Origin of the sequence: Nonomuraea sp. B10E15, from assembly GCF_039871615.1 — a bacterium.
Classification (GTDB): Bacteria; Actinomycetota; Actinomycetes; order Streptosporangiales; family Streptosporangiaceae; genus Nonomuraea.
Window position 1 is genome coordinate 115054 of the sequence record NZ_JBDPMB010000024.1, and the last position, 20024, is coordinate 135077.

Annotated in this window: 18 protein-coding genes; 9 read left to right on the forward strand and 9 right to left on the reverse strand. The window is 71.6% G+C overall.

The genetic code is table 11. The annotated features are described in order from the left end of the window. Positions 1 to 86 precede the first annotated feature (86 nt). The gene (locus ABGB14_RS41700; RefSeq protein WP_347649400.1) at positions 87 to 2894 is read left to right on the forward strand and encodes a BTAD domain-containing putative transcriptional regulator; all 2808 of its coding nucleotides are present in this window, start codon (positions 87 to 89) and stop codon (positions 2892 to 2894) included. A gap of 24 nt (positions 2895 to 2918) precedes the next feature. Here the strand turns inward: ABGB14_RS41700 and ABGB14_RS41705 are convergent, their stop codons facing one another. Both ABGB14_RS41705 and ABGB14_RS41710 read right to left on the reverse strand, forming a co-directional pair. After that, positions 2919 to 3887, reverse strand: a complete 969-nt coding sequence (locus ABGB14_RS41705) for a threo-3-hydroxy-L-aspartate ammonia-lyase (RefSeq protein WP_347649401.1) — start codon at positions 3885 to 3887, stop codon at positions 2919 to 2921. Positions 3888 to 3982: 95 nt separating this feature from the next. Then, positions 3983 to 4675 carry an alpha/beta hydrolase gene (locus ABGB14_RS41710; RefSeq protein WP_347649402.1) on the reverse strand — a complete coding sequence of 231 codons (693 nt, stop codon included), beginning with the start codon at positions 4673 to 4675 and terminating at the stop codon, positions 3983 to 3985. A 179-nt stretch (positions 4676 to 4854) separates the two neighbouring features. Here ABGB14_RS41710 and ABGB14_RS41715 point away from each other — a divergent pair, with 179 nt between their 5' ends. Continuing rightward, entirely contained in the window at positions 4855 to 6039 is a 1185-nt protein-coding gene (locus ABGB14_RS41715) for a transposase (RefSeq protein WP_347649403.1), read from the forward strand. A gap of 152 nt (positions 6040 to 6191) precedes the next feature. Continuing rightward, positions 6192 to 7154 (forward strand): WYL domain-containing protein, encoded by a 963-nt coding sequence (locus ABGB14_RS41720; protein WP_347649404.1) that lies wholly within the window; start codon positions 6192 to 6194, stop codon positions 7152 to 7154. Positions 7155 to 7226: 72 nt separating this feature from the next. Here ABGB14_RS41720 and ABGB14_RS41725 read toward each other — a convergent pair whose 3' ends face one another. Beyond that, a complete protein-coding gene (locus ABGB14_RS41725) occupies positions 7227 to 10115 on the reverse strand; it encodes a BTAD domain-containing putative transcriptional regulator (protein ID WP_347649405.1) in 2889 nt (962 codons plus the stop codon). Positions 10116 to 10250: 135 nt separating this feature from the next. Between ABGB14_RS41725 and ABGB14_RS41730 the strand changes: the two genes are divergently transcribed. The 5 genes from ABGB14_RS41730 (at position 10251) to ABGB14_RS41750 (ending at position 14273) form a co-directional block, all read left to right on the forward strand. Then, positions 10251 to 10832 (forward strand): dihydrofolate reductase family protein, encoded by a 582-nt coding sequence (locus ABGB14_RS41730; RefSeq protein WP_347649406.1) that lies wholly within the window; start codon positions 10251 to 10253, stop codon positions 10830 to 10832. Between the two features lie 72 nt (positions 10833 to 10904). Continuing rightward, a complete protein-coding gene (locus ABGB14_RS41735) occupies positions 10905 to 11201 on the forward strand; it encodes a DUF3817 domain-containing protein (RefSeq protein WP_347649407.1) in 297 nt (98 codons plus the stop codon). 188 nt (positions 11202 to 11389) lie between these two features. Beyond that, positions 11390 to 11728 (forward strand): Lsr2 family protein, encoded by a 339-nt coding sequence (locus tag ABGB14_RS41740; RefSeq protein ID WP_347619729.1) that lies wholly within the window; start codon positions 11390 to 11392, stop codon positions 11726 to 11728. 404 nt (positions 11729 to 12132) lie between these two features. Continuing rightward, entirely contained in the window at positions 12133 to 13080 is a 948-nt protein-coding gene (locus tag ABGB14_RS41745) for a sulfotransferase (RefSeq protein ID WP_347649408.1), read from the forward strand. A gap of 134 nt (positions 13081 to 13214) precedes the next feature. Continuing rightward, positions 13215 to 14273, forward strand: a complete 1059-nt coding sequence (locus tag ABGB14_RS41750; RefSeq protein ID WP_347649409.1) for an LLM class flavin-dependent oxidoreductase — start codon at positions 13215 to 13217, stop codon at positions 14271 to 14273. Positions 14274 to 14288: 15 nt separating this feature from the next. On the opposite strand, the gene ABGB14_RS41755 is transcribed toward ABGB14_RS41750, so the two are convergent. The 6 genes from ABGB14_RS41755 to ABGB14_RS41780 are packed head-to-tail and all read right to left on the reverse strand — an operon-like array spanning position 14289 to position 19595. Next, entirely contained in the window at positions 14289 to 15095 is an 807-nt protein-coding gene (locus ABGB14_RS41755; protein ID WP_347649410.1) for a carbon-nitrogen hydrolase family protein, read from the reverse strand. A gap of 23 nt (positions 15096 to 15118) precedes the next feature. Beyond that, entirely contained in the window at positions 15119 to 15766 is a 648-nt protein-coding gene (locus ABGB14_RS41760; RefSeq protein ID WP_347649411.1) for an RraA family protein, read from the reverse strand. A 35-nt stretch (positions 15767 to 15801) separates the two neighbouring features. Further along, entirely contained in the window at positions 15802 to 16593 is a 792-nt protein-coding gene (locus ABGB14_RS41765) for an ABC transporter permease (RefSeq protein ID WP_347649412.1), read from the reverse strand. Positions 16594 to 16602: 9 nt separating this feature from the next. Next, positions 16603 to 17463, reverse strand: a complete 861-nt coding sequence (locus ABGB14_RS41770; protein WP_347649413.1) for an ABC transporter permease — start codon at positions 17461 to 17463, stop codon at positions 16603 to 16605. After that, positions 17460 to 18515, reverse strand: a complete 1056-nt coding sequence (locus ABGB14_RS41775; protein ID WP_347649414.1) for an ABC transporter ATP-binding protein — start codon at positions 18513 to 18515, stop codon at positions 17460 to 17462. The genes ABGB14_RS41770 and ABGB14_RS41775 overlap by 4 nt, the downstream gene beginning before the upstream one ends. A 9-nt stretch (positions 18516 to 18524) precedes the next feature. Then, positions 18525 to 19595, reverse strand: a complete 1071-nt coding sequence (locus ABGB14_RS41780) for an ABC transporter substrate-binding protein (protein WP_347649415.1) — start codon at positions 19593 to 19595, stop codon at positions 18525 to 18527. Between the two features lie 116 nt (positions 19596 to 19711). On the opposite strand from ABGB14_RS41780, the gene ABGB14_RS41785 reads away from it, so the two are divergent. Continuing rightward, a partial coding sequence (locus ABGB14_RS41785; RefSeq protein ID WP_347649416.1) for a transposase occupies positions 19712 to 20024 on the forward strand: 313 nt, incomplete at its 3' end.

Below are 20024 nucleotides of genomic sequence, written 5' to 3' on the forward strand. Positions count from 1 at the left end.
TTACTAGAACGAAGCGTCGATCACAGCGGCACTTGCGGTGGAGAGCTCCCATAATGTCCTCACCGAGCGAGGGACGGGAGCACTCCATGAGGCTGGGCATCAACGTTCTGGGGCCGTTCGAGGTCACCGTCGACGGCGAGCCTCTCAAGCTGGCCGGGGAGCGCCGAATCGGGCTCCTGGCCCGGCTGGCCATGAACGCCGGGCACCCGGTCTCCACCGAGCGGCTCCTCACCGACGTCTGGGGCGAGAGCACGGCGTCCACCGCCGGCAAACAGCTGCACATCGTGGTGTCGAAGCTGCGCGAGCTCCTGGACGACGACATCATCGCGACCGTCTCCGGCGGCTACCGGCTGAACCTCGCCCCGGAGAACGTCGACGCCCACCTGTTCTCCCGCCTTGTCCGCCTGGCCCGGGAAGCCCGGGACCGGGGTGACGGCACGACGGCGAGCAGGATGTTCCGGCAGGCCCTCGGCCTGTGGCGGGGCGCCGCGCTGAGCGGCATGTCTGCCCCCTGGACGCAGATCGAGGCCGCCCGCCTGGACGAGGAGCGCCTCACGGCTCAGGAAGACCACGTCGACCTGCGCCTGACTGCCGGCGAACACCGGGAGGTGGCGGCCGAGCTCGCCGCCCACGTCAAGGCGCATCCCCTGCGGGAACGCCGCCGCGCCCAGCTGATGCTGGCGCTCTACCGGGCCTGCGGGCCGTCCGACGCGCTCGCGGCGTACCAGGAGGCCCGGCGCGTCACGGTCGACGAGCTGGGCGTCGAGCCGGGAGCCGCGCTGCGCCGGCTCCAGCAGGCGGTGCTGACCAGGGACCCGGCGCTCGACCTCGCCGCCGGGACGCCCGGCGCGCCGGGCGTCCCGGCCGAGCTGCCCGCCGACACGCGGGTCTTCACCGCGCGGGCCACCGAGATCGCCTGGCTCGACAAGGCGGTCGCCGACGCCGCACCCGGCGCGCCGGCCATCGCCGCGATCGACGGCGCCGGCGGCATCGGCAAGTCGGCCCTGGCCGTCCACGCCGCCCACGCCATCGCCCACCGCTTCACCGGCGGCGTCCTGTACGTCAACCTGAACGGCGCCGCCGCCGGCCTCCAGCCGCTGGAGCCCATCCAAGCGCTCGGCCAGTTGCTGCGCTCCCTGGGCCTGGACGGCTCAGCCGTGCCGGCCGGCCTGGAGGAGGCCGCGGCCCGCTACCGTTCCCTCACGTCGAACCGCAACCTGCTCATCATCCTCGACAACGCCCGCCACGCCCACCAGGTGCGGCCGCTCATCCCCGCCGGCGACGCCTGCGCGGTCATCATCACCAGCCGGCAGGCCATGGTCTCGCTCGACAACGCGAGCCATCTCCGCCTGACCGGGCTCGACCACGCCGACGCCACCGCCCTGCTCGCCCGCATCGCCGGCCCGGGCCGCGTCCAGGCAGAGCCGCACGCCGCCGAGCAGATCGTACGGCTGTGCGGCGGCCTCCCCCTGGCCGTCCGCATCGCGGCGGCACGCCTGGCCGCCCGCCCTGACTGGACGCTCTCCTACCTCGCGGACCGTCTCAACGACGCGGCCCGCCGCCTCGACGCGCTGGAACACGCCGACCTGGCCGTCCGCGCCTGCATCGCCGTCAGCCACCACCACCTGCGCGAAGAGCCCACCGGCCACGACGCCGCCCATCTGCTCACGTTCCTCGGCCTCCTCGACACCCCCACCTTCACCCCGGCCGCCACCGCCGCCCTGGCCGGCTGGCCGGAGCACAGGGCGGAAGCCGCGCTCGACCGCCTCCTCGACGCCCGCATCCTCGAGCCCGCGGGGCCCGGCGGCTGCCGGATGCACGACCTGGTCCGTCTCTACGCCCGCGAGCAGGCCGCCGTGGACCTCACCCGCACCGAACGCGCCACCGCGGTCAACCGCGCCCTCGAGCACTACCTGGCCACCGCCCAGACCGCCAGCCTGCTGCTCGATCCCACCTCGGACGGGCCCATCAAGGCGTACCCGGCCGGCGGGCGCGGCACCGACCTCTCCACCCTCGAAGCAGCGATCGCATGGGCCGAGAGCGAGCGGGACAACCTCCTCGCCGCCGCCCACCAGGCCGCCGCCGACACCGCCGCCCCCCGCACCGCGATCGGTCTCTCTCAGGCCGTCCACTGGCTCTTCTGGCGCAAGGGATGGCTCACGGAACTCCCCGGGCTGTTGCGGAAGTCGCTGGACATCGCCCAGCAGGGTGACGACTGGGTCGGCCTGGCCATGGGACACACGAACATCGGCTCCGTCTTCCAGGAGCAAGGGCACTTCGCGGCCTCGGTCCATCACCTCAACGAAGCCCTCGCCTGCTGGGATCGTACGGACGAGCGTTTCCGCAAGGCGGGGACGTACAACGACCTCGGCATCACCTACACCATGCTCCGGAGGTTCGACGACGCGCTGGCCGCCCTGGACAGCAGCCTCGCCCTGACCCAGGAGAGCGGCCGGCGCGACCACGAGGCGTCCGTCCGCAACAACCGCGTGCACGTCTTCTACCGGCAGCTGAGGTTCGAAGAAGCGATCGAGGAGGCTCGCCTGGTCCTGGATCTCTGGGCCGACCTGAAGATCCCGTCGGGGGAAGGGATAGGCCAGGACACCTTCGCCGACGCCTGCCGGGCGGCGGGCCGGCTCACCGAGGCGGTCGGCCACTACCGGGAGGCCATCCGGCTCCAGCACGAGACCGGCCAGTGGCTCGGGGAGGCGGTGTCCTGCTGGTGGCTCGGCCAGACGCTGTACGACCTCGGCAGGCACGACGACGCGCGTGAGTCCTGGCGGCGGTCGTTGCGCCTCTTGGAGGACGCCAACCTCCTCGCGGCGGAGGAGGTCCACCAGTTCCTCGCACAGCCCGTGCCGGACGTCCCGCTGCCCATCAGGAACCAGCTGTGAGCCGCCGCCCGCAACGTCGCGGGGTCAGGGCCCGCACAGCTCGGCGAAGCGGCGGGCGTCGACGTTGCCGCCCGAGATGACGACGCCGACCCGGCCGGGCAGCTGCTCCACGCGCCCCGCGAGCAGGGCCGCCAGGCCGCCGGCGCCGCTCGGCTCGACGACGATCTTCAGGCGTTCGAAGGCGAAGCGCATGGCCTGGCGGATCTCGTCGTCGGTGACCAGCGCGACGGTCTCGACCAGGCGCTGGTTGATCGAGAAGGTCAGCTCGCCCGGCGTGGGCACGGCCTGGCCGTCGGCGATGGTACGCGGCACGTCGATGGTGACGCGCCGGCCCGCCTCCAGGGAACGTCTGGTGTCGTCACCGGCCTCCGGCTCGACGCCGATCACGCGGATGCCCGGGTGCAGACCCTCGGCGGCGGTGGCGCAGCCGGCGATCAGCCCGCCGCCGCCCACCGGGGCGAGGAGCAGGTCCAGCCGCCCGGCGTCCTCCAGCAGTTCGAGGGCCGCCGTGCCCTGCCCGGCGATCACGTGCGGGTGGTCGTAGGGCGGGATCAGGGCCAGGCCCCGCTCGGCGGCGAGCTCCACGCTGAGCGCGGTGCGGTCACCGGAGTAGCGGTCGTAGGTGACGATCTCGGCGCCGTAACCGGCGGTCGCCTCCATCTTCGACGGCGGGGCGTCCTCGGGCATGAGGACCACCGCGGTGGTGCCGAGCTCCCTGGCGGCCAGGGCGACGGCCTGGGCGTGGTTGCCCGAGGAGTAGGCAGCGACGCCCTTGACCAGCTGCTCGCGCGGCAGGCGCGAAACGGCGTTGTAGGCGCCGCGGAACTTGAACGCGCCCACGCGCTGGAAGTTCTCGCACTTCAGGAACACCTCGGCGCCCACCAGCCGGTCCAGGGTCCGCGAACGCAGCACCGGGGTGCGGTGCGCGACGCCCTCGATCCTGGCCGCGGCGTCGCGGACGTCGTCCAGAGTGACCGGGGGAATGGACGTCATGCGGTGTCTCCCATCGAGAGGTGGCGCGTCGAGCCGGTCGCCGGCGACCTGACGTGAGGCTACCGAAGCCCTTGCCCGCGCTTCGCGCCGCCCGATCAGCTCCCGGTCTCGGCGGCCGCCTCGGCGAGGAGCCGGGCGAGCTCGGCCGGCCTGGTCATCATGGGCCAGTGGCCCGAGTCGATGTCGACGAGGTCGACGTGCTTGGCCCTGGCGAGCTCGGGCAGGTCGCCGGCGTCGAGCCACTCCTGAGCCTGGGCCGGCGTGTATTCGGGGCACACGAGGACGACCGGGACGTCCCACCGTCGTTCGTCCGTCAGCCGTACCACTCCCTTGGACACTCCCTCGGGCACGGGGATCGCGGCGGCCGAGAAGCGCAGCCGCGCCTCCTCGTCGAGGTCGGCGGAGTCCGGCCCCTCGAACGGCCCCCAGCCTGGGAAGGGCATGGCGCCGTCCTCGACCTCGAAGAAGTCGGCGTAGCGGTCGCCGTCGCCGGCCGGGAAACCGCCGACGAGGACGACCTTGGCGACCTGTTCCGGCCGCGCGTCGGCGGCCAGCCACGCCAGGGTGCAGGCGGCGGAATGCCCCACCACCATCGGCCTTCCCCGCGCCGCGTCCACGGCCGCGAGCACCGCCGCCGCCTGGTCGTCGAGCGTGGCCGAGGCGGATCCGTCGCCCTGGCCCGGGAGTGCGACCGGCACCGGGCGGTGACCGAGCGCCCTGAGCTCGGGCACGACCTCGTCCCACGCGGATCCGTCGAGCCACAGGCCGCCGATGAGCAGGATGTCCATCAGAGTCTCCCGAGGGGACCGTCGCCTTGCGGCGACGGGTAAATCGGTAGCGGGAGGGCCGTCAAGGCCCGAGCGTGCCCTGACTTGTCAGGTTCGCGCATCACGGATGTCCTTCCTGGTTTGTCGGCGCCAGCCGATATCGTGGCGTTGTCGTTACCGAACGTGACGGGAGGTGGGGTGTGCGCAGGTCGTTCAAATTCCTGCTGCGCCCCACCGCCCGGCAGGCGGCGGCGCTCGCGGCGTGCCTGGAAGACCACCGCACGCTGTACAACGCCGCCTTGGAGCACCGCCGCACCGCCTACGCCAAGGCGGGCGTGAGCGTCCGGTACGGCGATCAGTCGGCCGAGCTGAAACACATCCGCGCCGATGACCCGGACGGGCAGGGGCGTTGGTCGTTCTCCTCGCAGCAGGCCACCCTGCGACGGCTCGACAAGGCGTTTCGCGCGTTCTTCGACCGCGTCAGGGCCGGACGCGCGCCGGGGTTCCCGCGTTTCAAGGGGCGCGGCCGGTTCGGCACGGTCGAGTGGCCGAAGGACGGCGACGGCTGCCGGTGGGACTCCCAGCCCGGCCACCCCACCGTCACCTACGTGCGCCTGCAGGGCGTCGGGCACGTCCGCGTCCACCGGCACCGCGCGGTCAAGGGCCGGGTGAAGACGATCGCGGTAAAGCGGGAAGGCAACCGGTGGTTCGTGGTGCTGTCGTGCGACGACGTGCCCGCCGAACCGCTGCCCGCCACCAGCGCGGTGGCCGGGATCGACATGGGGGTGGCCTCGCTCGTCACCACCTCCGACGGTGGCCGGGTGGTCAATGCGCGCCACCAGGCCGCCACCGCCGGCCGTCTGGCGGACGCCCAGCGAGACCTCGCCCGCAAGAAACGGGGTTCCAAGCGGCGGCGTAAGGCGGTGGCCCGCGTGGCCGCGTTGCACGCCAGGGTGCGCAGGCAACGTCTGGACGGCGCGCACAAGGCCGCGCTCGCCCTGGTGACCGCCTATGACGTGATCGTGCACGAGGACCTGCGGATCGCGAACATGACCCGCTCGGCGGCGGGCACGATCGAAGCTCCCGGCCGCAACGTCGCCGCCAAGTCCGGCCTCAACCGGTCGATCCTGGACGCGGGCTGGGGGGTGTTCCTGACGATCCTCGCGCACAAGGCTGAAAGCGCCGGTCGAGAGCTGATCGCGGTGAACCCTGCCGGCACCTCCCGCACCTGCTCGCGCTGCGGGCACAGCGCACGGGAGAACCGCGTCACCCAGGCCGCGTTCGCCTGTACGGCGTGCGGGCATGCCGCGCACGCCGACGTGAACGCGGCGGTCAACATCTTGAGGGCAGGGCTTGCCCTTCGCCAGGCTGCGCAAGCGGCTTAGCGAGAAGCCGCTTCCTTCAGGGAGCGGAGGAGTCACGTCAGTCCTCTTTCTCCAGTAGACGGACAGATAACGTTCGCTGCAGCGACCTCACGATAGGACCGATTCCGGACGATGTACTTCCGGTTCTTGCCGTGGCCGCCTAGTCTGCTCGTGTGCCGGCCGACCTCAGCCCAACCGCGCGCGCCCTGCGCACGCTCGAAACCCTTCAGGCCCGGCCCGGCGTGACGGCCGGCGAGCTCGCCGCCACCCTGGGAGTCACGGAACGGGCCGCGCGCCGGTACGTCGGGATCCTCAGGGAGGCCGGCATCCCCGTCGATTCGGCCAGAGGCCCCTACGGCGGTTACCGGCTCGGGCGCGGGACGCGACTGCCTCCGGTCGCCTTCACCGAAGCCGAGGCCCTGGGCCTCGTCATGGCGGTGCTCGACGGCCAGCCCTCCGCCTCCGGCACCGACGACCTCGTCGGCGCCGCCCTGAGCAAGGTCATCCGCGCGCTGCCCGAGAGCGTCGGCCGGCAGGCGGCGGCGCTGCGCGCGCACGCCTCGGCCGCGCCCGACCCGCGCTCCGCCCGCCCTGACCCGGCTACCACCGGCACGCTCGTCGCCGCCGCCGCGGGCCGGCGCGGCCTCGTGATCACCTACCGGAGCGAGTCCGGCAACGAATGGGAGGCCGACGTCGATCCCTGGGCGGTCGTCGTCCGCCACGGGCGCTGGTATCTCCTGTGCCACTCCCACCGCGCGGACGCGATCCGCACCTACCGGGTCGACCGCATCCACGCCGTCCGGCAGACGGCCCGCACGTTCGAACCGCCCGGCGACCTCGACCCGGTCGCGGCGCTGGAGGAGAACCTGGGCACGGGATGGAAGTTCCCCACCCGCGTGGTGTTCGACGCCCCGCCCGCTGAGGTCGCGCCCTGGATCCGGCCGCCCATGGGACGCCTCGAACCGTCGGGCGACGGGTGCGTGCTCACCGGGAGCACCAGCAATCCGGCGATGTACGCGCAGGAGTGGCTGGCCTGCGTGCCGCTCGCCTTCCGGGTGGAGGGCGGGCCGGAGCTCCGGGCCGCGGTCGCGGCACTCGCCTCGCGTTTCGCCGCCGCCGTGGCGGACCGCCCCTGACCCCGGCCCGCACGCTCCGTCCCGCCGAGGCGGCGACCTCGGGGAGGGCACCGTCGGGAAGGTGTCATCAGCTCAGGCGCCGCCGGGGAAGGCGCCATCAGGACAGGCGTCCACAGGGAAGGCGCCATCGAGACGGGTGCCATCGGGACGGGTGGCGGAGAAGGTGGCGGCGGCAAGTCCGTCAAGGGCAGCCAGTTGGGCGCGGATCTGGTCGGTGGTCGAGGGGTCGAGGTCGCCGAGGAGAAGGTGGGCGTGACGCCAGTGCTCGCGGGCTGCCGCGTGGTCGCCCGCGAGACGGTGGCAGGCGCCCAGGTGGGCGAGGGTGCTGGCCTCGGCGTACGGGTCGCCGAGCGCCCGGAACAGGGCGAGTGCCCGGTGGTGGCAGTCGACCGCGGCGGCGGTGTCGCCCAGCCGGAGGTGGGCGTCGGCGAGACACGACCACGCGTGGGCCTGGTAGGGCCGGTTGCCGAGCTCCTGGTGCAGGGCCAGGGCCTGCTCGCACAGGTCGCGCGCCTGCCCGTGGTCCCCCAGGCGGCCGTGGTGGAGACCGAGGTCGGTGAGCGCGATGGCCTGGCCTGAGCGGTCGCCCAGCCGGGCGAAGAGGTCGTGGGCGCGGCGGGCGGCGTCGAGGGCTTCGGCGTCGCGGCCCTGGAGAGCGTGGACGTGGCCGCGATAGTGGTGCGTCCACGCCTGGGGGGCCGGGTCGTCACCTGATCGTTTCAGCGCGGCGTCGAGGTGGTGGTGGGCGTCGTCGAAGCGCCCCAGGTCGGCCAGCGCGGCGGCCAGGTTGCGGCGTACGCGGATCTCTTCCGCCCGGTCGCCCAGCCGCCGGGCGGCGGCCACGGCGGCCCGCTGGGTCTCGGCCCGGTCGTGCCAGCGCCCGCGCCGGTGCAGGTGGACGAACAACGCCCGGGCCAGATCGCAGACGTGCCGGTCGAGCCCCAGATCGGCGGCGAGCTTCAGGACGGCGAGCAGGGCGGGGCGCTCGGCCGTGAGCCAGTCCATCGCCTCGTCAGATCCTTCGAAGCCGGTGACGGAGACACCGGGCAGGGGCGCCGCGGGAGCCTCGATCTCCACGGGCCCGTGGAGGTGCAGCGCGGCGGCGTACGCGGTGTGCGCGTAGTGGTCGGCGAGGCGCCGCAGCGCGGCGTCCCTGTCGTCGTCGCGGGCCAGGCAGAGTTCGGAGGCGTAGGCGCGCAGCAGGTCGTGGCAGGAGTAGCGGCCAGGGGCGTGCTCGGCGAGCAGGCTGGCACGGGCCAGCTCGGCCAGCGGCGCCCGTACGCGCGAGACCGGGACGCCCGCCAGGCTGGCGGCGGCGTCGACCGTGCAGCCAGGGCCGGGATGCAGCCCGGCGACCAGCCGGAACAACCGCGCCGCCGCCTCGCCGCCGAGCGTCTCGTACGACCACGAGAAGATCGCTCGTACGCCGGCGGCACGGTCGAGCGCGCCGAGGGTGTCCCGGAGCTCGCCGGCCAGCTCGCCGAGCGGGTGCGCGGGCTGGATCGCGGCACGGGCGGCGACGATGGCCAGCGCCAGCGGCAGCCCGGCGCAGCGGCGGACGATGGTGCCGGTGGCGTCGGGGTCGGCGGCGATGCGGTCATGGCCGAGCCGGCGGGCCAGCAACCGGCGGGCCTCGTCCGGAGGCAGCAGGTCGAGGGTGAGCGGGCGCGCGCCGTACGTCATGACCAGCCCGGCGAGGTGGTCACGGCTCGTGACCAGCACCAGGCATCCCGGCGCGCCGGGCAGCAGCGGAGCCACCTGGCCGGCGTCGCGGGCGTTGTCCAGCACCACGAGCATGCGCCGCCCGGCCAGCAGGCTGCGGTAGAGCCCGGCCTGCGCGGCCGGTCCGTCCGGTATCCGGTGCGGCGGCACCTCCAGCGCGCCGAGGAACTCGCGGACGGCCGTCTCCGGTCGTACGGCCTCGCATGACGGGTCGTATCCGCGCAGGTCGGCGTAGAGCTGGCCGTCCGGGAACGAGCCGGCGACCCGGTGCGCCCAGTGCACGGCGAGCGTGGTCTTCCCGACGCCGGCCGTGCCGGCGATCACGGCGATCCGCGCCGACCCGGGCCTCGGCTCGTCGGGCGGGCCGAGCAGCGCGTCGAGAGCCGCCCTTGACCTCGGCTCGTCGGGCGGGCCGAGCAGCGCGTCGAGCGCCGCCAGCTCGGGCTCCCGCGCGGCGAACCCGTCGAGGGCGGCGGGCAGCTGCCTGGGCACCACGCGTCCGCGGGGAGCGGCTCCGCCCGCGAGCAGGTCGGCGTGGACCTGCCGCAGCTCGGGGCTGGGATCGGCGCCGAGCTCCGCGGCGAGCCGGCGCCGGATCGTCTCGTAGCGCTCCAGCGCCTCCGCGGGGCGGCCGGCCGCCTCCAGGGCGCGGAGCAGCCGCGCCCAGAGGGATTCGCGCAGCGGGTGCCGCTCGGCCAGGTCTGCGGGCTCGGTCAGGTCGGGGCACGATCCGCCGGCGAGGTCCAGGTCGATCCGCCGCTCCCACGCCGTCAGGTACCGCTCCTGCAGCGCCGGCGCCACGGACTGCTCCAGCCAGTCCGAGCGGATCCCGTCGAAGGGGGTGCCGCGCCACAGGTCGAGCGCGGCGGCCACCCGGGACCGCTCGGTCACCCGGTCGCGCGCCGCCGCGGCCTCGTCGAGCAGGCGGCCGAAGCGGAGCGCGTCGACGCGGTCAGGCTCGGTGGACAGCAGGTAGCCGCCCGGTCTGGCCACGATCAGCTGGTCCGCTGGAGCGCCCAGGACGCGGCGCAACCGCTTGACGTTCGTGCGGACGTTGGCCCGCGGGTCGCCGCGCCGGTCGGCGCCCCACACCGCGCTCGCCAGCCGGTCCACCGGGACGACCCGGCCCGCTGACAGCGCCAGCACGGCCAGCAGCGCCCGCAGCCGCCCGGCGGGCAGCTCGACCGGCCGTCCGGCCACCGAGACGCGCAGCTGTCCGAGCAGCTCGACGGTCAACACACGGATCGTTCCCTTCCTGGTGGCGGCGAGTTTCACGCGACTGACACAACACTGCCACCGCGCTCCGCCAGGCTGGCGAGCGTCCCGTCCGAGGTGCGTACCGAGGGCCGGACTCCACCAGGGAAGGAACTGTCAATGAGCAAGGTCATTTCAGGAATCTCGATGTCGTTGGACGGGTTCGTCACCGGGCCGGACGTCACCCGCGAGCAGCAGCTGGGAGACGGCGGCGACGTCCTGCACAGGTGGCTGCACGAGCCGGACCCGCGCGACACCGAGCTGTTGGACGGGATGCGCGAAGGTGCCGGCGCGCTGCTGATGGGCCGGCTCTCCTACGACCTGGCCGAGGGCGACGGAGGGTGGGGGGACGGCGGCCCGGCCGGCCCGGTGCCGTGTTTCGTGCTCACCCACAACCCGCCGGCCCCGGAGACGGTCCGGGCACCGTCGGTCTTCACCTTCGTCACCGACGGCGTCCGCGGCGCCGTGGAGCGGGCGAAGGCGGTGGCCGGGGGCAAGATGGTCGCCGTGCACGGCGCGAGTGTCGCCCAGCAGTGCCTGGCCGCGGGCCTCATGGACGAGATCCAGATCCATCTGGCTCCGGTGCTGCTCGGCGGCGGCACGCGGCTGTTCGAACATCTGGGCGGCCGGTTCCTGCTGGAGCGCGTCGCGGTGATCGACAGTCCGAACGCCACCCACCTGCGCTACAGGGTGGTCCGCTAGCGCTCCGGAGGTGACGGGTTCGTGCTCTACAGCCTGTAGAGTACGAATTCCGTTCGGGCGAAAGGTGAAAGCATGCTGCGTTGGTTCCGGGTCGTGGCGGTGGCCGAGGCGTGCTCGTGGGCGGGCCTGCTGGTCGGGATGTTCTTCAAGCACGTGACCGCCACCGGCGAGCTCGGCGTGAAGGTGTTCGGGCCGATCCACGGGGCGATGTTCGTGTTGTACGCGCTCGGCGTGGTGCTTTCCGCGCGGGAGGCGGGCTGGAGCCGGGGCGCCGTGGTGCTGGGCCTGGCGTGCGCGGTGCCGCCGTTCACCTCGTTGTGGTTCGAACGCCGGATGGCGGCGCGCGCGGCGGTCGGCCAGGCGACCTGACCGGGCCGGTCGCCGGCGGCGCCGGTTCCCCCACGAATAGGGCTGTCTTGAATATTTTTTCAACTTCGCCGATCTCGGCACCCCCGCGACAGGTCATGTGAAACGCGGCTCACACGACCCCGGACGATGCATATGGTGCTGAAGGCGGCTACAGTACGCTGCAACCATAGCGTCCTTGGAGCACCATCATGGCGAAGCGCATCGTTGAATCTTTTATCGACGACATCGACGGAAGTGAAGCCGAGGGAACCACCGCGTTCGCCCTCGACGGCACTAACTACGAGATCGACCTGTCCGGCGACAACAGGGAGAAGTTGGAGAAGGCTCTCGCGCCCTTCATCACCAAGGCGCGCGCGGTCCGCGCCGAGCGGACCCGCGGGCGGCGCGGAGCCGGCGGCGCGTCCCGGTCCATCAGCCGTGAGAAGTCCACCGAGATCAGGCGGTGGGCCAAGGCCCAGGGCCTTCCGGTGAGCGAGCGCGGCCGCATCGCCGCCACCATCGTCCAGCAGTACGAAGCGGCCCACTGACCGGGCGCGCCCGGACCCGGCTCCGCCCTATTGGAAACGGGGCCGCCGGCACGATCGAGCCGCGCGGGCGAGCACATCTCCATAAGTCGCGGGAATTGCGGCCGGAGCCGAGTTCATGGAGACCGGCCCGCGGCCGCCGGTGCAGAACAAAGGGAACTAGCGGTAACTGGCGCCGCTTTGAATAAAGGTTAATCTCGACCGTGCCGGCGGCTCTTCGCGTGGGCGAGGGCCGGGCTCCTCGCCGACCCATGATGTCGGCGACGCCGAGCCTCGACCTCCCTGTGATGGGCCCCAGTTCGCCGAAGCGGTTTCGGCCGGAGGGGGTTGGACCCTACGTTGGGGTGGATGAACCCGAGCACGATCGCTTCCCCATTCGTAGCCCGCCTCTTCCCACGCTCTCAGGTATGACCATGGCACCGACTCCCCCGCATCAGCCGATCCGCATCCTGTTCGTCGGTGGCCACGGCAGGTCGGGCAGCACCCTGGTCTCCCGCGCGCTGGGCGCGGCCGAGGGCGCGGCCTGCGTCGGCGAACTGCGCTACCTCTGGACGCAGGGCGTGACCAAGAACCAGCTCTGCGGCTGCAGCAGGAGATTTCGCCGGTGCACGTTCTGGCAGGAGGTCGGCCAGGCCGCCTTCGGCGGCTGGCGGAACGTCGACGCCGCCGAGATGGCCAGGCTGCACCGCTCCGTCATGCGCATCAGGCACGTGCCGCGCTACGTCCTGCCCGGCGCCACGGGCGCCTTCGCCCGGCGCGTCCACCGGTACGCCGAGACCATGGCCGCCGTCTACCGGGGGATCGCCGAGGTCAGCGGGAGCTCGGTGATCGTCGACTCCTCCAAGTTCCCCACCTCGGCGCTGCTGCTGCGCCGCGTCTCCGGCATCGACCTGCGCATCGTCCAGCTCGTACGAGGCCCGCACGGCGTCGTCCACTCCTGGTCCCGCAAGGTCCAGCGCGCCGACAAGAACGGGCGGCTGATGGCCACCCACTCCCCGGCGCAGACCGCCGCCGAATGGCTGGCCTTCAACGCCGCCATCGAGTCGTTCCGCCTGACCAGCACCCCGTGGACGCTCCTGCGCTACGAGGACTTCGTGGCCCGGCCGCACCGTGAGCTGTCCAGGGTGCTGGAGTTCGCCGGGCTGCCGTCGGCCGGCACGCCGTTCCTCGGGGACGGCACGATCGACCTGCCCGCCGATCACAGTGTGGCGGGCAACCCGATGCGCATCCGTACGGGCGTGGTGCCGCTCCAGGCGGACGAGGAGTGGAGGTCGGCGATGCGCCCGGCCCGCCGCCGCCTGATCACGGCCTTCACCGCCCCGGGGATGTTGCGTTACGGTTACCCGCTGCGCTGACCCCGCGTAACGGACCCGGTCCGGCGACGCCCTCCTTCCTGCACGCGCGCCCCTGGGCCGAGCACCGGCTCCGGCCGCTCATTATTTAGGCTATACCTACATGGAAGGTAGGTTTTGCGACAGGAAGGCCGCTGATGAACCTCCAGTTCCTCTGGTACATCCCGAATCAGGTAGAGCCCGGGCACCGCGGCGACGACACCGTGGAGAACCACAACAGCCTGGAGACCCTGACCGAGCACGCCAGGACCCTTGAGGCGCACGGGTGGGGCGGGGCGCTCATCGGCACGGGCTGGGGACGGCCCGACACGTTCACGGCCGCCACCGCGCTGGCCGCGCGGACGTCCACGTTCCAGCCGCTCATCGCGATCCGGCCCGGCTACTGGCACCCGGCCAACTTCGCCTCCGCGGCCGCGACCCTCGACCACCTCAGCGGAGGGCGCGTGCTGGTCAACATCGTGTCGGGCAAGGACAACCTGGCGGCGTACGGCGACAGCGAAGGCGACCAGGCCGACCGCTACGCCCGGACGAAGGAGTTCATGCGGATCGTGCGGAAGTTGTGGACCGAGGAGGACGTCACCTACAAGGGCGAGCACTTCAGCGTCACCGGCTCCACCGTGACGCCGCGGATCGTCGTCAGGGGCGAGCGCACGCACCCCCGGCTCTACTTCGGCGGCGCTTCCGAGGCCGCCGAGCGGGTGGCGGCCACCGAGGCGGACGTCCAGCTCTTCTGGGGGGAGCCGCTCGACGGCGTGCGCGCGCGGATCGAGCGGCTCAGGAGCCTCGGCGAGGAGCTCGGACGGGAGCACCCTCCGCTGGAGTTCGGGCTGCGGATCACCACGCTGGTGCGTGACACCACCGAACAGGCCTGGGCCGACGCCGAGGCCAAGGTCGCGGAGATGGCGAAGGGCAACGGCTGGCGCGGCCCCAACTGGAGCGCCGCCGTCGGCCAGCGGCGGCTGCTCGACCTGGCCGCGCGGGGAGAGGTGCTCGACGACAACCTCTACACCGCGCCCGGCAGGTACGGCGGCGGCGGCGCGGGCACCACCTGGCTGGTGGGCTCGGCCGAGGACGTGGCCAGGTCGCTGCGCAAGTACCAGGCCCTCGGCGTCACCCACTTCGTCCTGTCCGACACCCCCTACCTGCCGGAGATCAAGCGCCAGGGGGACCGGTTGTTGCCGCTGCTCCGCGGGTGAGCGCCAGGTCGCACGTCACGCGGAAGGGAGGGCGGCGATCGTGAAGCGGCGGTTGGCCAGGCTGGGGTTCTTGGCCCGCACCTGGTCGATCCGCTCGGCCGACAGGGCGCCCGACGCGAGGCCCTCCGACTCGCCGGCCGACGCGACGATCGTGCCCATCGGGTCGATGATCATGCTCTGCCCGGTGCAGTTGGGGCCGGACTGACCCGACATGACCAGGTAGGAGGTGTTCTCGATCGCGCGGGCGCGGGCCAGCGTGGTCCAGTGGTCCTCCTTGGCGGGGCCGACCACCCAGGCGGCGGGCACGATGACCGCGTTCGCGCCGGCGTCCACGAGCAGCCGGGCGATCTCGGGGAAGCGCAGGTCGTAGCAGGTCATCACCCCGAACGTGAGCCCGCCCATGCCGAAGGTCAGCGGCGTGAACTCCGCGGGCTGGATGCGGTCGGACTCCTTGTAGCCGAAGGCGTCGTAGAGGTGCACCTTGCGGTAGACGCCGATGCGAGCGCCGTCGGCGTCGAAGGCGACCACGGTGTTGGAGGAGCGGGGGTTGTCCGGCAGCTTCTCCGTCATGCCCGCGACGACCGCGGTGCCGTGGCGCTTGGCGGCCTCGCCGACGGCCGCAACGAACGGGCCGTCCAGCGACTCCACGGCGCCGCTGATGTCGGCGGTGACGTCGGGATTGGAGTACATCGCGTTCTCGGGAAGCACGACCAGGCCGGCCCCGTCGCCGGCGGCGCGCTCGATCAGCCCGCGCACCTTCTCGAGGTTCGACTCCTTGTCGGTGGTGGCGCCGAACTGCGCCACCGCGATCTTGATGCTCATCTGATCTCCTTGGGTAACGGCGGTCATGCGAAGTACTTGGCCGCGCCTGAATAGTCGGAAATGCGGCCGCCCGCCGCGATCGCCTCGCGGGCGGGGATCTCGGCGTCCTCCTTCTTCTTCAGCACCGCCGCGATCTCCAGCGCCTCGGCCGGGTCGAGGATCGCCACCCCGTCGGAGTCGGCGAACACCACGTCACCCGGCGTGACCACGACGCCGCCGATCGACACCGGCACGTTGATGGACCCTTCGATGCCGGAGATCCGCGTGGTGTGGGCGGCGACGCCCCGCGAGTACGCGGGGAAACCGTATCCGGCCATCTCCTCGATGTCGTTGATCTGCCCGTCGATGACGGCGCCCACGGCCCCCCTGGTCTTGGCCGTGAACGACACCAGCCCGCCGAAGCACGACCGCTGCTCGTCGCCGCTCTGCTCGACGACGAGGACGTCGCCGGGCCGCAGGTCGTCGACCGCGACGTGCACGGCGGTCGAGTCGAGATGCGGCAGGCGCACGGTGACCGCGGTGCCGACGAACTTCAGCGGCCGCGCGTTGGGCGTCAGCCCTCGGGGGAAACCGTGATCACGCAGGTGGCCGAGGGTCGAGGTGCAGACCTGGCTCAGGGCCTCGGCGATGCGGGGATCGATCGAGGGGGCGGACGGATGGCGGACGAACATGAAACAACTCCCGATAACTGATATTTGCTGAGGTCCTAGCGGAGGACCTTCTTCAGGCCGGCCGCCCGTTCGATGACCACCATGAACAGCACGCTGATGGCGATCAGCACGACCGACAGCGCCGCGATCTGCGGATCGGTCCTGCTCTCCACGTAGTGGAAGATCTCGACGGGCAGGGTGGTGGCCTGCGGGCCGACGACGAAGAGGGAGATGACCGCCTCGTCGAAGGAGATGAGGAAGGCGATCACGCCGCCGGCCAGCACCCCGGGGGCGATGAGCGGCAGGGTCACGCGGGTGAACGTGCGCCAGGGGGACGCTCCGAGGGTGCGGGCGGCCTCCTCGCAGGACCGGTTCATGGTCATCAGGCTCATGGAGGTGGTCCTGACGACGTAGGGCACCGTGATGGCCAGGTGGGCCACGATGAGCCCGCCGTACGTGCCGGTGATCTTGAGGGGGGCGAGGACCAGCAGGAGCGCGAGCCCGAGGACGATCGCCGGCACCATCAGCGGTGACAGGAAAAATCCGGACAGGGCCTCGCGGAACCGGAACTCGTGCCTGGTCAGCGCAACCGCGACGGGCACCCCGATCAGCAGCGCCAGCAGCGCCACCCCCACGCCCACCACGGCGCTCACCTGGAACCCGTGGATGAACTCCGCGTTCTGGGCCAGGCGCTCGTACCACTGGAAGGTGAAGCCCTGCGGCGGGAACGACATCGTCGACTGCGTGTCGAACGAGATGACCACCACCATGAGGATGGGCGCCAGGAGGAACAGGTACAGCAGGGTCACGACCACCCTGGTCGGCCAGCCCTTGAGCTTGGATGTCACGCCGCCCCCCTACTGGGCCTCGATGCGCCGCAGCGCCCGCTGGTAGATGACGATGACGACGGCGAAGAGCGCGAGCAGGATGAACGCGATGGCCGCGGCGAACGGCCAGTTGAGCGTCGCCGTCGCCTGGTCGTAGATCTCGGTCGCCAGATAGAAGACCTTCCCGCCGCCCACCAGCCGCGGCGTGACGAACGAGCTGATCGTCAGCACGAACACCAGCAGCGCCCCGGTCAGCACGCCCGGCATGCTGAGCGGCCACACGATCCGCCAGAAGGTGCGCCAGCGGTTGGCTCCGAGGCTCTGCGCCGCGTGCTCGAGCTCGGGGTTGAACCGGCCGAACCCCGCGAGCAGGCAGAGGATCATGTACGGCATCATGATCTCGACGAGCGCGATGTAGACGCCGAGCCGGTTGTTGATCAGCGCGAGCGGCTGGTCCACCAGGCCCGCGCCCAGGAGCGCCTGGTTCACCACACCCTGGTTGCCGAGCAGCACGAGCCAGCCGTACGTACGGACGACCGAGCTCGTCAGCAACGGCGCCACGGCCAGCGCCACCAGGATGCCCTTGAACTTCGACTCGGTCCGCACCAGGAACAACGCGATCGGGTACGACACCAGGATCGTCAGCACCGTGACGCCGAGGCCCAGCAGCGTGGTCTCCCACGCCATGTCCCAGTAGTAGGAGTCCCCGACGAACTGCGCGTACGAGTCGAGGGTGAACGTCTCCTCGATGAACCCGGTGGAGTCCCCCCGGTTGAAGCTCATCCGCAGGAGCCAGGCCAGCGGCAGGACGAAGGAGACGGCCAGGCCGATCAGCCCCGGCACCGTCAGGCCCAGCACGGTCAGCCGGGCGGAGCGGGTCTTCGCAGTCATGTCAGTACCAGGGCGTCCTCGGCCTGCCAGGACAGCCGGACGGTCGCGCCGCGCTCCAGGCGCTCCGCCGCGCCGGCCACGGACTGGACGGACACGGTGTCGTCCCCGACCCGCACGCCGTACTCGATGGAGTCGCCCACGTAGACGACCGTCTCGACCGTGCCGTGGGCGTCGTCGGCGGCGGCCTTGCTCAGCTGCAGGCGGTGCGGGCGGACCAGCACCGTCGCGGGCCCCTTCGCGCCGTGGTCGTCGACGGCCCGCAGCTGCCCCAGCCCGGCCACGTCGAGCTCCGCGACGCCGTTCGCGGTGTGCGTGATCTCGGCGTCGAAGAGGTTGGCGCGGCCGATGAAGTTGGCGACGAACCGGTTGGCGGGGTGCTCGTAGATCTGCTCGGGCGTGCCGACCTGCTCGATGACGCCCTCCGACATGACGACGATGCGGTCGGACACGGCCAGCGCCTCGTCCTGGTCGTGGGTGACGAAGACGGTGGTGATGCCCAGCTTGCGCTGGATCGACCGGATCTCCTCGCGCATGGTGTCGCGCAGCTTGGCGTCCAGGTTGGACAGGGGCTCGTCGAGCAGCAGCACCGACGGCTCGATGACCAGGGCGCGGGCGAGCGCGACCCGCTGCTGCTGGCCGCCGGAGAGCTGCTTGATGCGGCGGCCGCTCAGGTGCCCCAGCCTGACCAGGTCGAGCGCCTCCTCGACCCGCCGTCTGGCCTCCGCCTTGGAGGTGCGGCGCATCTCCAGGCCGAAGGCGACGTTGCGGGCGACGTTCAGATGGGGGAAGAGCGCGTAGTTCTGGAAGACCAGGCCCATGCCGCGCTGGTGGACGGGGGTCCTGGTCAGCTCCTTGCCGTCCAGGTGGATGCGGCCCGAGGTCGCCTCGATGAGACCGGCGATCATGCGCAGGGTCGTCGTCTTACCGCACCCGGAAGGGCCCAGCAGGGAGACGAACTCGCCCTGGTCGATGCCGAGGGTGAAGTCCGCGACGCTGGGGCGCTCCGTCCCCGGATATTTCTTGACGATCCCGTCGAGCTGGAGGAAGGACATCGTGCCGCCTCAGCTCGCCAGGATCTCTCGGCGCCACAACTGCGTCCACTTCTCGCGGTTGGCGGCCACCTGTGTCCAGTCGACCTGCAGGATCTCGGCGGACTTCGCCGGGTCGAGCGAGGTGCGCCTCAGCGCCTTCTCGCTCGGCTTCGCCTTGGTGTTGGTGGGCGCGTAGAACATGGCCTCGGTGAAGGCCTCCTGCGACTCGGGGCTCAGCGTGTAGTTGATGAACGTCTGCGCGGCGGCCGGGGACGGCGAGTCCTTCACCAGGTTGATGGTGTTGATCTGGAAGATGGTCTGCTCGTCCACGATGGCCACTTTGAGCTTGCCCTTGCTCTCGTCGGCGTAGTACTGGCCGCGCGCGTTCCAGCCGACGGCCAGCGCCGCGGTCCCCGACTGCACGAGCGTGTACGAGTCGGGCTGCGGCGCCCAGGTCTGCACGTTCGGCGCCAGCTGCTTGAGCCGGGCGATGCCCTGGTCGACGGACTTGGTGTAGTCGCCGCCCGCCTTGGCGTTCTCGATGAGCATGAGGCCGGCGCCCTGGATGTCGGGCTGGGCCGGCACCACGACCTTGCCCTTGTACTTGGGGTCCCACAGGGCGTCCCACGACGTGGGGGCCGGGGTGACGGAGTCGTTGTAGAGCAGGACGAGGCTGTCGAACGTCAGCGCCGGGCCGAAGTTGCCCTCGACCTTGCCCCGGGGGTCGATGTCCTTCATGTTCGGCACCTTGGCCGGGTCGAGCGGCTGGAACACCTCGGACTTGTTGCCGGTGCCGGAGGTGGAGATGTCCATGATGGAGATGTCGGTGTCCGGACTGTTCTTCGCGGCGCGCAGTGACGCCAGGTTCTCGGCGGAGTTCGCCGAGCCTACGAAGTTGACCTTGATCTTCGGGTATTTCTTCTGGAACGGCTCGATGACGGACTTCTTGAAGACGTCCTCGAAGATTCCCGAATATCCCTTGACGGTGATGGTTCCTGCGTCGGGCGCGTCGTTGGTGGGGGTGCTGGAACTACCGGAACAGCCCGCCACCGTGGCCAGCGCAATGGCGAGCAGCCCGCCGGCCAACGGCTTCAACTTCATCGAATCTCCTTAAGCGTGGAGACCCCGGGTTTCAGCCCTGGGGAGGAAACGCGGCACAGCGCCGCATATCGAACACATGCACGATGCTTAGCTGATCGCGTGGTACCGTGTGACGCGTGGCGCAGATCGTGAAGCGGGCCTACAAATACCGCTTCTACCCGACCCCCGGCCAGGCCGAAGAGCTTGCCCGGACGTTCGGCTGCGTCCGCCTCGTCTACAACAAAGCCCTCGAACAACGCACCCGCGCCTACACCATGGAAGGCCGTCGCGTCTCCTACGTGGAGTCGTCGGCGAAGCTGACCGAGTGGAAACGCAGCGGCGATTACGACTTCCTGTTCGAGGTGTCGTCCGTGCCCGTGCCGCTGCAGCAGGCGCTGCGCCACCTTCAGGCGGCGTTCGCGAACTTCTTCGCCAAGCGCGCCCGATATC

Coding starts and splice junctions, on each gene's coding strand:
- ABGB14_RS41700 (WP_347649400.1), top strand. CDS start 87: ATGAGGCTGGGCATCAACGTTCTGGGGCCGTTCGAGGTCACCGTCGAC.
- ABGB14_RS41705 (WP_347649401.1), bottom strand. CDS start 3,887: ATGACGTCCATTCCCCCGGTCACTCTGGACGACGTCCGCGACGCCGCG.
- ABGB14_RS41710 (WP_347649402.1), bottom strand. CDS start 4,675: ATGGACATCCTGCTCATCGGCGGCCTGTGGCTCGACGGATCCGCGTGG.
- ABGB14_RS41730 (WP_347649406.1), top strand. CDS start 10,251: ATGAGCAAGGTCATTTCAGGAATCTCGATGTCGTTGGACGGGTTCGTC.
- ABGB14_RS41735 (WP_347649407.1), top strand. CDS start 10,905: ATGCTGCGTTGGTTCCGGGTCGTGGCGGTGGCCGAGGCGTGCTCGTGG.
- ABGB14_RS41740 (WP_347619729.1), top strand. CDS start 11,390: ATGGCGAAGCGCATCGTTGAATCTTTTATCGACGACATCGACGGAAGT.
- ABGB14_RS41745 (WP_347649408.1), top strand. CDS start 12,133: ATGACCATGGCACCGACTCCCCCGCATCAGCCGATCCGCATCCTGTTC.
- ABGB14_RS41750 (WP_347649409.1), top strand. CDS start 13,215: ATGAACCTCCAGTTCCTCTGGTACATCCCGAATCAGGTAGAGCCCGGG.
- ABGB14_RS41755 (WP_347649410.1), bottom strand. CDS start 15,095: ATGAGCATCAAGATCGCGGTGGCGCAGTTCGGCGCCACCACCGACAAG.
- ABGB14_RS41760 (WP_347649411.1), bottom strand. CDS start 15,766: ATGTTCGTCCGCCATCCGTCCGCCCCCTCGATCGATCCCCGCATCGCC.
- ABGB14_RS41770 (WP_347649413.1), bottom strand. CDS start 17,463: ATGACTGCGAAGACCCGCTCCGCCCGGCTGACCGTGCTGGGCCTGACG.
- ABGB14_RS41775 (WP_347649414.1), bottom strand. CDS start 18,515: ATGTCCTTCCTCCAGCTCGACGGGATCGTCAAGAAATATCCGGGGACG.
- ABGB14_RS41780 (WP_347649415.1), bottom strand. CDS start 19,595: ATGAAGTTGAAGCCGTTGGCCGGCGGGCTGCTCGCCATTGCGCTGGCC.